This is a genomic window from Isoptericola sp. NPDC057653 (assembly GCF_042799955.1).
Lineage (GTDB): Bacteria > Actinomycetota > Actinomycetes > Actinomycetales > Cellulomonadaceae > Isoptericola.
This window is the reverse complement of record NZ_JBHVHP010000001.1, coordinates 858,625-870,431: the sequence shown is the minus strand read 5'-3', so window position 1 is coordinate 870,431 and position 11,807 is coordinate 858,625. Positions and strand designations below refer to the sequence as shown.

Sequence of the window (11,807 nt, the reverse complement as noted above, 5' to 3'; positions counted from 1 at the left end):
GGGCCCATCACGGTGTCAACTGCCTGTTCGGCGTCGGCCCGGGCTCAGCGCGCCATCGCCTGCCTGCCGATGACGGCGAGCAGCGCGAGCTTCTCCTCCGCCTCGGAGCGGGGCGGGGCGGTGAGGACCAGCAGCGCCTGCGTCTGGTCCTCGGTGAACAGCACCTGGCAGTCCAGCTCGACGGGGCCGACCGCCGGGTGCACCAGGGTCTTGTGGTCCGCGAAGCGCTGGTGCACCTCGTGCCGGTCCCAGAGCTCGGCGAACTCGGGGCTGCGCCCGCGCAGCTCCCGCACGAGCTCCCCCGCCCGCGAGCGCGGGCCGAGCATCCCGTGCGCCACGCGCAGGGTGGAGACGAGCGAGCGGCCCTGCCGGTCGCGGTCGTCCTCGGGGTACAGGAGCCGCTCGTCCGGGTCGGTGAACCAGCGGTAGACGTCGCTGCGCGCCCAGCCGGTCAGCGCGGACCGGTCGCCGAGCAGCGCGACGGCGAGGTCGTTCGCCACCAGTGTCTCGCCGAGCGCGGACAGCACGAGGGCGGGGGTGTCGGACAGCCGGTCGAGCACGCGCAGCAGCGCGGGCGACACGTGCGACGACATCGTCACGCGGTCCGGCGCCCCGCGGCCGGCGACGCGGAACAGGTAGTCCCGCTCGTCGTCGGTGAGCCGCAGGGCCCGCGCGAGCGACGCCAGCATCTGCTCGCTGGGCTGCGGCCCGCGCTGCTGCTCGAGCCGCGTGTAGTAGTCCGCGGACATCGCCGCGAGCGCCGCGACCTCCTCCCGCCGCAGGCCGGCGGTGCGGCGTCGCGCGCCGGCGGGGAGGCCGACGTCGGCGGGCTGCACCGCGGCACGACGACGGCGGAGGAACTCGGCGAGGGCGGCACGGTCCATGCGCCCATCGTCCGCCGCCGCCGGCGGGACGACCAGACCGCAGCCAGGGACCGCCGGTCCCCCGATGACCGCTCCTCTCCCGCCCCGGCGGCGCACGACGCACGGTGGACGGCATGGACATCACCCGCAGCACCGTCTTCATCCCCGGCGCGACGAGCGGCATCGGCCTCGCCCTGGCCCTGCGCCTCCGGGCCCGCGGCAGCACCGTGATCGTGGGCGGCCGCCGCACCGCCCTCCTCGACGAGATCGTGGCCGCCCATCCCGGGATCGACGCCGTCCGTATCGACACGGCGGACCCCGCGAGCATCGAGGCGGCCCGGGACGAGGTGCTCGCCCGGCACCCGGACCTCGACGTCGTCGTCGCGATGGCAGGGATCATGCAGGCCGAGGACTGGACGTCGCCGGACTTCCTCGCCGTCGCCGAGCGGACCGTCGTCACCAACCTGCTCGGCCCGATCCGGCTCGCTGCGGCCTTCCTGCCGCACCTGCGCACGCGCCCGGGGGCGGGCGCCGCGTTCGTCACCGTCTCGTCCGGGCTGGCGCACGTGCCGCTCGCGGTGACGCCCACCTACAACGCGACCAAGGCGGCGGTCCACCGCCTCAGCGAGGGCATCCGGCTGCAGCTGGAGCCCGCGGGCGTGCAGGTGGTCGAGATCGTGCCCCCGGCCGTGCGGACGGCCCTCATGCCGGGGCAGGAGCACAGCCCGGTCGCGATGCCGCTCGACGCGTTCGCGGACGAGGTGGTCGAGCTGCTCGCGGCCCGCCCCGACGCGCACGAGGTCCTGGTCGAGGGCGTGAAGTTCCTGCGGTTCGCGGAGACGTCGGGCGCGTACGACGCGACGGTCGCGCGGCTCAACGCCTCCGACCCGCGCGCGACCGACCCGCACGCCGCCTGACCGACGCGCGTCGAGCCCGCCGGGACCACCGTCCCTGCGGGCTCGACGACGGCCCGGTCAGGGCTTCTTCATGCCGAGGTACTTCGCCGCGACGAAGCCCTGCTTGCCGTCGACGTAGACCTTCACCCACCCGTCCGCGGTGGGCCAGATCTTCTTGACGGCCTTGCCCTTGTTCATGGACGTGAGGATCGCGGAGCTCGTGCTCGGCTTCGCCCGCAGGCGCAGGCCGTTCACCTGGACGTAGCGGGTGCCCAGCGAGGTGAGCCCGGGCGACACGTAGTCGGCGTGCATCCAGCCTGTCGTGCCGCTGTAGGTCACCTTGCGCCACACGCCGGAGCTGGCGCCCGGCTTGGCGGTGAGCTTGCGGTTGACCTTGACCGTCTTGAGCACCCGGTAGCTCGTGCTGGGCCCGGAGCGCAGGTTCACGGTGGTGGTCGTCCAGTAGGTGCACGACGTCGGCACGACGCGCTTGGCGGCCCAGGCCGCGCCGGCGGTGAGCGACGCCCCGTGGTTCTTCATCCAGGTCAGGGGGTCCGAGGTCTTCCCGGAGCCCTTGTACGCGCCCTTCCAGATCTCCAGGTGCAGGTGCGGCGCCGTGGACGTGCCCGAGCTCCCGACGTCGGCGATGTGCTGGCCGCGCTTCACGCTCTTGCCGGTCTTGACGTAGCGGTCCCCGTCGACGACGTGGCCGTAGACGGCGTAGACCTTGCCGCCGTCGACGCTCGACCGCACGACGACGACCTGCCCGAAGCCGGGCGCGGAGCCGGCCTTGACGACCGTCCCCGCCGCGACGGACTTGATGTCCGTGCCCCTGGACGCGCTCATGTCCTGGCCCAGGTGGTACGCCGACGCCGACTTGATCGGCATGCAGCGTGGGCCGTAGTAGGACGAGAGCCCGTAGGACTTGTCGGGCAGCGGTCGGACGGCGGCGGACGCCGCCCCCGCTCCCGCCACCCCGGTCGTGAGCGCCAGGACGCCGGCGACCCCCGCCGTGATCCCGGTCGTGATGATGCGTCGCACCGTGCGCATGTCGGCCCCCTCAAGCCTCGGCATCGTTGCCCAGGTCGCACGGTAAGCACGCATCGTGGGGTGGCGCGCGCGGTGCGACATCCGCGACACTCGTCTTCATCGGTAACTCTGCGCGTGAAACTCTCTTACCTGACGCCCCTGACCCGGAGGACCTGCAATGACGCACCCGCCCGTCTCCCGCGCCGCCGCTCTCGACCGGCGCGGCTTCCTCACCCTCGCCGCCGCGGGGATCGCCGGCTCGACGCTGTCGGTCACCGTCGGCTCGATGACCCCCGCCGGCGCCACGGAGACCACCGCCGCCGGCACGACCGCCCGCAAGCGCGAGCTGCGCGCGATGTGGATCTCGTCCGTCGTGAACATCGACTGGCCGTCGCGCACCGGCCTCGGCGCCGACGAGCTGAAGGCCGAGTACCGGCACTGGCTCGACGTCGCGGTGGCCATGAACCTCAACGCCGTCTTCGTCCAGGTGCGCCCGACGGCGGACGCCTTCTGGCCCAGCCCGTACGAGCCGTGGTCCCAGTACCTCACCGGCACGCAGGGCGGTGACCCCGGCTTCGACCCGCTGGGGTTCGCCGTCGAGGAGACGCACGCCCGCAACCTCGAGCTGCACGCCTGGTACAACCCGTACCGCGTGTCGATGCAGACGGACCCCACGAAGCTCGTCCCCACCCATCCCGCCCGCCAGCACCCCGACTGGGTGTGGCCGTTCGGCGGCAAGCTCTACTTCGACCCGGGCCTGCCGGAGGCGCGCGAGCACATCTACGCGGCGATCCTGCACAGCGTCGAGCACTACGACATCGACGGCGTGCACTTCGACGACTACTTCTACCCGTACCCCGTGGCCGGGCAGACCCTGCCCGACGCCGGCACGTACGCCGCGCACGGCGACGGCTTCGCGACCATCGAGGAGTGGCGACGGCACAACGTCGACACCTTCGTGCAGACGATCTCCGGGCGGATCAAGGAGCTCAAGCCCTGGGTCAAGTTCGGCATCAGCCCGTTCGGCATCTGGCGCAACAAGGCCACCGACCCCGCCGGCTCGGACACCGCCGGGTCGCAGAGCTACGACGGCCAGTTCGCCGACACGCGCAAGTGGGTGCTCGAGGGCTGGCTCGACTACATCAACCCGCAGATCTACTGGCAGTTCGGGCTCGCCGTCGCCGACTACCGCAAGCTCGTGCCGTGGTGGGCCGACGTCGCGGCGCGGTCCGGCACCCACCTGTACGTCGGCGAGGCGCTCTACAAGGTGACGTCGGGGGTGTTCACCGACCCGGCGGAGCTGTCGAACCACCTCACCTACTGCGCGGAGCTGGACGCGCAGGGCACGCCCGTGCACGGCAACGTCTACTTCTCGGCCGTGCACGTGCCGCAGGACCCGAAGGGCTCGATGTCCCGCGTCCGCGCGGACCACTACGCCCACCCCGCGCTGGTCCCCGCGATGGCGCACCTGCCCTCCACCCCGGTCCGCGTCCCCGTCCTCGCCGAGGCGTCGGCGAGGACGGGCGGCGTGGCCCTGAAGTGGCTCGACACCGGCCCGCGCCGGACGGCGGCCACGTCGTTCGCCGTCTACCGCGCCGCCGGCCGGGGCGCCGCCGTCGACGTCGAGGACGCCCGCAACCTCGTGGCGACGGTGCGCTCGTCGGGGGGCGTCGAGCAGCACTTCACCGACACCACGGCCGCGCCGGGCGAGCGCTACACGTACGTCGTCACGGCCCTCGACCGGGTATGGAACGAGTCGCGGCCCAGCCGCCCCCGCTCGGCCTGACCGAGGCCGTCCCGCCGCGTCGCCCGTTGGGGTATACCAAAGCGGGCGACGACGGTATGGTCAGCCGCAGGAGCCCCCCGCCCCCTCACCGGGCGGGGGGCTCCAGCCATGTCCGGCGCGGCGCCCGACCGCGCCCGGCCCGCGCCCCGTCCGACCGCTCACCTCGCCGACATGCCGCCCGAACACGGGCGAAACACGCGCTGCCTACCGTCGGGCCCACCCGCAGCCGGCACCCCAGGAGGAGCGCACATGCACGACGGACGAGACGCCGCACGGATCCTCACCACGGGGCTGGGCCGCCGCCGCTTCCTCCAGGCCGCGGCCGGGGTGGGCGCCGCGGTCGCCGTCGCGGGCGCCGCACCCGCCGCGGCCGCCGGGCGCGTCGCGCCGGCGACCTTCGGTGGGATCCTGCAGCCGGGCCAGGGCCGCATCCGCGGGGACCACTACCTGCGCTCCGACGTCGACGACGTCCTGTGGGGCTACGTGCCGTCCGTGCACGCGACGCCCGTCACCCGGATGCGCTCGGGCCGCACGATCACCATCGACTCGGTCTCGCACGAGGGCATCCTCGAGGACCAGGGACGCGACCCCGCCGCCTGGTTCGGGGAGCAGGGCGTGCGCCGGCGCGAGGTGCTGGACGACGCGGCCGCCATCGCCGCCGGCTACGACCGCACGCCGCGCGACTTCGACACCGACGGCCCGCACGTCATCACGGGCCCGGTGCACGTCGAGGGCGCCGAGCCCGGCGACGTGCTGAAGATCGAGACGCTCGACGTCGTCCCGCGCGTGCCGTACGGCGTCATCTCCTCCCGCCACGGCAAGGGCGCGCTCGCCCTGACCGGCGGCGGCGCGCCCGCGGGCATCACGCTCGACGAGGTCATGCCACCCGTCGCGACGGACGGCCGCGCCTCCGGCGTCCCCACCGAGTACGGCAACGTGTCGCTGCTCGCGCGGGTCCAGGGCAAGCGCGCCGTCCTCGGCACGGGCCGCTCGCGGGTGTCGTTCCCGCTGCGCTGCTTCTTCGGCACGATGGGCGTCGCATTCTCGGACAACGCCCGGCTCACCGCCCCCGAGGCCAACTCGATCCCGCCGACGCTGGGCGGCGGCAACATCGACATCAGCCACCTGGGCGCCGGGTCCACGTTCTACCTGCCCGTCCGCGCGCCGGGCGCCCTGTTCTACGTCGGCGACCCGCACATGGCGATGGGCGACGGCGAGGTCGCGCTCACCGCCATGGAGGGGTCGCTGCGCGGCACGTTCCGGCTCACCGTGTGCAAGAAGGGCACCGGGGACGCACCGTCCGTGGCGTATTCCTACCCCTTCGCGGAGACGGCCGAGGCGTGGATCCCGATCGGCCTGTCCGACCCGGACGGCTCCGTCGGCGGGCAGGGCACGGACCTCGACGTCGCGATGCGCCGCGCCGTCGTCAACGCCCTCGACTTCCTGGAGCACGACCGCGGGCTGGACCGCGCCGTCGCCTACGCCTACCTGTCCGCGGCCGCCGACTTCGCCGTCTCGCAGGTCGTGGACCGCACCGTCGGCGTCCACGGCGTGGTGCGCAAGGCGGACTTCCGGCGCTGACCCCCGCGCGAATGGCAGACTCGACACATGCACGAGCGCGCAGGGATGCCGGCCCAGGACAGCGACCTCATCGACGTCGACCAGGTGGTGGGTGCGTACTACGACCGCACGCCGGACCCGGCGGACCCGGGCCAGCAGGTGGTGTTCGGCACGTCCGGCCACCGCGGCTCCAGCCTGGACACGGCGTTCAACGAGGCGCACATCGCCGCGATCACGCAGGCGATCGTGGAGTACCGCGCCTCGCAGGGCACGGACGGCCCGCTGTTCATCGGCCGCGACACGCACGCGCTGTCGCTGCCGGCGTGGCAGACGGCGCTGGAGTTGCTGGCGGCCGCGGGCGTCACCGTCATGGTGGACGCGCGCGACTCGTTCACGCCCACGCCGGCGGTGTCGCAGTCGATCCTCATCCACAACGGCGCGACGACGGGCGACGGCGTGCGCACCACGGGCCCGGGGCTCGCGGACGGGATCGTCGTCACGCCGTCGCACAACCCGCCGCGCGACGGCGGCTTCAAGTACAACCCGCCGCACGGCGGCCCCGCCGGCTCCGAGGCCACGGGGTGGATCGCGGACCGCGCCAACGAGATCCTCCGCACCGGCGGGCTCGCGTCGGTGCGCCGCGTCTCGCTCGAGGACGCGCTCGGCGCCGACACCACCCACAAGCACGACTTCCTCACGACGTACGTCGACGACCTGCCGAACGTCGTCGACCTCGACGCGATCCGCACCGCCGGCGTGCGCATCGGCGCGGACCCGCTGGGCGGCGCGTCGGTGGAGTACTGGGGCGCGATCGGCGAGCGGTACGACCTCGACCTCACCGTGGTGAACCCGCAGGTGGACCCGCGCTGGTCGTTCATGACGCTCGACTGGGACGGCAAGATCCGCATGGACTGCAGCTCCCCGTACGCGATGGCGTCGCTGGTCGAGCGGATGAAGGACGACGCGCCGTTCGACGTCGCGACCGGCAACGACGCGGACTCCGACCGGCACGGCATCGTCACCCCCGACGCGGGGCTGATGAACCCGAACCACTACCTGGCCGTCGCCATCGAGTACCTGTACGGCGGCGCGCGCCCCGGCTGGCCCGGTGGCGCCGCGATCGGCAAGACGCTCGTGTCCTCCGCGCTCATCGACCGGGTCGCGTCCGGCCTGGGCCGGCGCCTGGTCGAGGTGCCCGTGGGCTTCAAGTGGTTCGTGCCCGGCCTGCTCGACGGCGACGTCGGGTTCGGCGGCGAGGAGTCGGCGGGGGCGTCGTTCCTGCGCCGCGACGGCCGCGTGTGGTCCACCGACAAGGACGGCCTGCTGCTGGCCCTGCTCGCCTCGGAGATCATCGCGACCACCGGCCGCACCCCGTCGGAGCACCACGCCGACCTCGTCGCCCGCCACGGCGAGTCCTGGTACGCCCGGGTGGACGCGCCGGCGTCGCGCGAGCAGAAGGCGAGCCTCGCGGCCCTCTCCCCCGACCAGGTCACCTCGACGACCCTCGCCGGGCAGGACATCACGGCGACGCTCACCGAGGCGCCCGGCAACGGCGCGAAGATCGGCGGCCTCAAGGTGACCACCGAGGACGCGTGGTTCGCGGCCCGCCCGTCGGGCACCGAGGACGTGTACAAGATCTACGCCGAGTCGTTCGTCTCGGCCGACCACCTCGCCGAGGTGCAGGCCGCCGCGAAGGAGCTGGTCGACGGCGCGCTCGGCGACGCCTGACCGGGCCCGCCGTGCCGGACCCGCGCACCTACGTCGTCACGGGCGCCGACTCCGGCCTGGGCCTGGCGGTCGCGGACCTGCTCGCCACGCGCGGGCGGGTGATCACCTGCGGGCTGGCCGACGGCGCGGACGTGCGCGCCGACCTCACGACGCCCACCGGTCGCGCCGGCCTGGTCGAGCAGGTGCGGTCGCTCAGCGGCGGGCGGGTCGACGGCCTGGTCGCGGCCGCCGGGGCGGGCGCGCCCCGGGCCGAGACGGTCGCGCTGAACTACTTCGGGGCCACCGCGGTGCTGGAGGGGCTGCGCGGGTGCCTGGCCGCCTCGGACGCCCCCGCGGCCGTTGTCGTGTCCTCGTCGTCGACCCTGAACCGCGGCAGCGGCGCGCTCGTCCGCGCCTGCCGCGGCGGCGACGAGGCGCGCGCGCTGGCCGTGGCCGGACGCCTGGTCCGCACCGGGCGCGGGAGCCAGCTCTACCGGTCCAGCAAGGCCGCCCTGAACCTGTGGACCCGCGCCACGGCCGTGTCGCCGTCGTGGGCGCGCGCGGGCATCGTGCTCAACGCGGTGGCGCCGGGGATCGTCGCCACCGACGTCGGCACGCGCACCTGGGAGCGCGACCGGGTCCTGCTGGAGACGGCGCTCCCCCAGCCGCTCGGCGCGCCGGGGCCGGTGGCCCCGGTCGCCGACCTGCTCGCCTTCCTGGTCTCGCGGGAGAACCGTTTCACGACCGGCCAGGTCGTCTACTGCGACGGGGGCACCGACGCCCTGACGCGCGGCGGACGCCCGCAGCGGGTGTACCTCCGGTACGGCGTCCGCGCGATGGCGACGATGTGGCGCGAGGCGCGGCGGACCACTCCCTGACATCAATTTGATTTCAGCAGGCAACCTTTTTATGTTTGCTCCCCGCAACCGAATGGGGAGTGGGCGAGAGTGTCCGAGCACGCGCGGTACGAAGAGCTCCAGCGACAGCTGCGGGCCGTCGGCGTCGTCAAGCGCACCATCGTGCGGAACCTGCCGCACGACTGCCCGGTCGGCCCGACCGCGGTGCTGTCGACGCTGCGCCGTCAGGGGCCGCTGCGCCTGACCGCGCTCGCCGACCAGCTGTGGATCGACCTGTCGGTCACCAGCCGGCACGTCTCCCACGCCGTCGAGCAGGGCTGGGTCGAGCGCACGCGCGACCCCGACGACCGACGGTCGTGGATCGTCAGCCTCACCCCGACCGGGCTACGGAAGCTCGACGAGATCTCCGCGCGCACGTCCCGCCTGTTCGCCGAGCGGATGGGCGACTGGGACGGCGAGGAGGTCGACCGGCTCGCCGGGCTCATGGCCCGCCTGCACGGCAGCTTCGCCGACTGCCCGACGGCCGCGCGCACCGCGGCCACGGCGCGGGCCTGACGGCCCGCGCCACCCCACGCAGCACCCCGCAGCACCCTCGAGAGGACCCCCATGACATCGACCACAGCGACGGCACCCGCGCACGCCAAGCGCGGCGGCCGCGCCGATCCCGGGACCGGTCTCGCGATGAGCCACCGGCAGATCATGGAGGCCCTGTCGGGCCTGCTGCTCGGCATGTTCGTGGCGATCCTGTCGTCCACGATCGTGTCCAACGCGCTGCCGGAGGTCATCGCCGAGATCGGTGGCGGGCAGTCCGCCTACACCTGGGTGGTCACCGCCTCCCTGCTGGCGACCACCGCCACCACCCCCCTGTGGGGCAAGCTGGCCGACCTGGTCAGCAAGAAGGTGCTGGTCCAGGTCGCGCTCGTGATCTTCGTCCTGTCGTCGGCGGCGGCCGGCCTCGCGCAGAGCCCGGAGTGGCTGATCACCTGCCGCGTGTTCCAGGGCATCGGCGGCGGCGGTCTGTCTGCCCTGGTCCAGATCGTCATGGCGACGATGATCGCGCCGCGGGAACGCGGCCGGTACTCCGGCTACATCGGCGCGACGTTCGCCGTCGCGACCGTGGGCGGGCCCCTGCTCGGCGGGGTCATCACCGACACCGACTGGCTCGGCTGGCGCTGGACCTTCTACGTGGGCGTGCCGTTCGCCGTCATCGCGATCATCATGCTGCAGAAGACGCTGCACCTGCCGGTCGTCAAGCGCGACAACGTGAAGATCGACTGGGGCGGCGCCTTCCTCTCGACCGCCGCCGTGTGCCTCCTGCTCCTGTGGGTCACGTTCGCGGGCGACAAGTACGAGTGGAGCTCGTGGCAGACGTACGCGATGGTCGGCGGTGCCGTCGTCCTCGTCGCGCTCTTCGTGCTGGTCGAGTCCAAGGCCGCCATGCCGATCATCCCCATGCGGCTGTTCCGCAACCCCACGATCGCGCTCTCGTCCGCCGCGTCGCTGTTCGTGGGCGTCGCGATGTTCGCCGGCACCATCTTCTTCAGCCAGTACTTCCAGCTGGCGCGCGACCAGACGCCGACGATGGCGGGCGTCATGACGATCCCGATGATCGCCGGGCTCTTCGTCTCCTCGACGGTCTCCGGTCAGATCATCACCCGCACGGGCCGGTGGAAGGGCTGGCTCGTCTCCGGCGGCCTGCTCATGACCGCCGGGCTCGGGCTGCTCGGCACCATCCGCTACGACACCGAGTACTGGCACGTCGCCGCCTTCATGGCCTGCATGGGCCTCGGCGTCGGCATGATGATGCAGAACCTCGTGCTGTGCACGCAGAACCAGGTGGCCCCCTCCGACCTGGGCTCCGCGAGCTCCGTGATCTCGTTCTTCCGCTCCCTCGGTGGCGCGATCGGCGTCTCCGCACTGGGTGCCGTCATGGCGAACCGCATCTCCGGGTACGTCACCGACGGCCTCGCCGAGCTCGGCCCGGAGGGCGCCAGGCTGGCCCAGGGCGCCGGGTCCTCCGGCGACATCCCCGACATGGACGCGGTGCCCGAGCCGCTGCGCGGCATCCTGGAGAGCGCCTACGGGCACGGCATCGCCGACATCTTCCTCATCGCCGCGTGCGCCGCGTTCGTCGCCTTCCTGCTCGTGTCCTTCATCAAGGAGGTCCCCCTGCAGACCAAGGGGGCGATGGAGCAGTCCGCCGCCGAGGCCGGCCCCGCCGTCATGGAGCCCGAGGAGGCCTACGCGCCGGAGCTCGTCGCGGTCGGCGCCGAGCCCACGGCGCGCCGCGCCGCTCCGGCGGCGGACGTCCTGCCCGCCGGCGACGGCGGCCCGGGCGGCCTCCCGGACGGCGTCTCCGTGCGCGGCCTGGTCCGCGGGGCGGAGGGCGCTCCGCTGCCGCAGGCGGCGATCACGCTCATCTCGCTGGGCGGCAGCCAGCTCGGCCTGGCCATCGCCCGGTCCGACGGCGCGTACGCCGTCGACGCCCCGGGCGCCGGGACGTACGTGCTCATCGCCTCCGCCGACGGCTTCCAGCCGCAGGCGTCGACGATCGTCGTCGGCTCGGCCCCGCTGACCCACGACGTGCTGCTCAGCGGCACGAGCGGCCTGCGCGGCGTCGTGCGCGGCGCGGACCAGCAGCCCGTCGCGGGCGCGCTGGTGCTGGTCACCGACGTGCGCGGCGACCTGCAGGCGAGCGTCGCCACGGCCGAGGACGGCACGTTCGCGCTCGAGGAGCTCGTGCCGGGACCCGTCACCGTGGCGGTCAACGCCGCCGGGTTCCGCCCCCGGGCGCTGCCCGTCGAGGTCGGCGCCACCGGCGTCACCCGCGTCGACGTGGAGCTCGCGGCGGGCGCCCGCGTGACCGGCGTCGTGCGCGCCCCGCACGGCCCCCTCGCCGACGCCCGCGTCACGCTCGTCGACGCGGCGGGCAACGTCGCGGGCACCGCCACGACCGGGCCGGACGGCGCCTACGCTTTCGCCGACCTCGACGGCGGGGAGTACACCGTGATCGCGACGGGCTACCCGCCGGCGGCGACGGCGCTGAGCCTCGCCGGCGCGGGCGTCGACGGCCACGACGTCTCGCTCGCCCACCCGGCCGAGTGAGCGA

General features: G+C 73.8%; 9 protein-coding genes. 7 read left to right on the top strand and 2 right to left on the bottom strand.

Going from position 1 to position 11,807, the window contains the following annotated elements:
- Nucleotides 1–44 precede the first annotated feature (44 nt).
- Complete coding sequence (locus ACFU9A_RS03915) at nucleotides 45–884, bottom strand: helix-turn-helix transcriptional regulator (RefSeq protein ID WP_430573954.1); 840 nt, start codon at nucleotides 882–884, stop codon at nucleotides 45–47.
- 113 nt (nucleotides 885–997) lie between these two features.
- Between ACFU9A_RS03915 and ACFU9A_RS03910 the strand changes: the two genes are divergently transcribed.
- Complete coding sequence (locus ACFU9A_RS03910; RefSeq protein WP_430573953.1) at nucleotides 998–1,780, top strand: SDR family oxidoreductase; 783 nt, start codon at nucleotides 998–1,000, stop codon at nucleotides 1,778–1,780.
- 57 nt (nucleotides 1,781–1,837) lie between these two features.
- Here ACFU9A_RS03910 and ACFU9A_RS03905 read toward each other — a convergent pair whose 3' ends face one another.
- Nucleotides 1,838–2,809 (bottom strand): SH3 domain-containing protein, encoded by a 972-nt coding sequence (locus ACFU9A_RS03905; protein ID WP_430573952.1) that lies wholly within the window; start codon nucleotides 2,807–2,809, stop codon nucleotides 1,838–1,840.
- Nucleotides 2,810–2,966: 157 nt separating this feature from the next.
- Here ACFU9A_RS03905 and ACFU9A_RS03900 point away from each other — a divergent pair, with 157 nt between their 5' ends.
- The 6 genes from ACFU9A_RS03900 (at nucleotide 2,967) to ACFU9A_RS03875 (ending at nucleotide 11,803) form a co-directional block, all read left to right on the top strand.
- Nucleotides 2,967–4,574, top strand: coding sequence for a glycoside hydrolase family 10 protein (locus tag ACFU9A_RS03900; protein WP_430573951.1), 1,608 nt, complete (start codon nucleotides 2,967–2,969; stop codon nucleotides 4,572–4,574).
- 249 nt (nucleotides 4,575–4,823) lie between these two features.
- On the top strand, nucleotides 4,824–6,155 hold the full coding sequence (locus ACFU9A_RS03895; protein WP_430573950.1) for an acetamidase/formamidase family protein: 1,332 nt from the start codon (nucleotides 4,824–4,826) through the stop codon (nucleotides 6,153–6,155).
- 27 nt (nucleotides 6,156–6,182) lie between these two features.
- On the top strand, nucleotides 6,183–7,862 hold the full coding sequence (pgm, locus tag ACFU9A_RS03890; RefSeq protein WP_430573949.1) for a phosphoglucomutase (alpha-D-glucose-1,6-bisphosphate-dependent): 1,680 nt from the start codon (nucleotides 6,183–6,185) through the stop codon (nucleotides 7,860–7,862).
- An 11-nt stretch (nucleotides 7,863–7,873) separates the two neighbouring features.
- A complete protein-coding gene (locus ACFU9A_RS03885) occupies nucleotides 7,874–8,719 on the top strand; it encodes an SDR family oxidoreductase (protein ID WP_430573948.1) in 846 nt (281 codons plus the stop codon).
- A 69-nt stretch (nucleotides 8,720–8,788) separates the two neighbouring features.
- A complete protein-coding gene (locus ACFU9A_RS03880) occupies nucleotides 8,789–9,253 on the top strand; it encodes a MarR family winged helix-turn-helix transcriptional regulator (RefSeq protein WP_430573947.1) in 465 nt (154 codons plus the stop codon).
- Between the two features lie 51 nt (nucleotides 9,254–9,304).
- Nucleotides 9,305–11,803 (top strand): MFS transporter, encoded by a 2,499-nt coding sequence (locus tag ACFU9A_RS03875; RefSeq protein WP_430573946.1) that lies wholly within the window; start codon nucleotides 9,305–9,307, stop codon nucleotides 11,801–11,803.
- The last annotated feature ends 4 nt before the right edge of the window (nucleotides 11,804–11,807 follow it).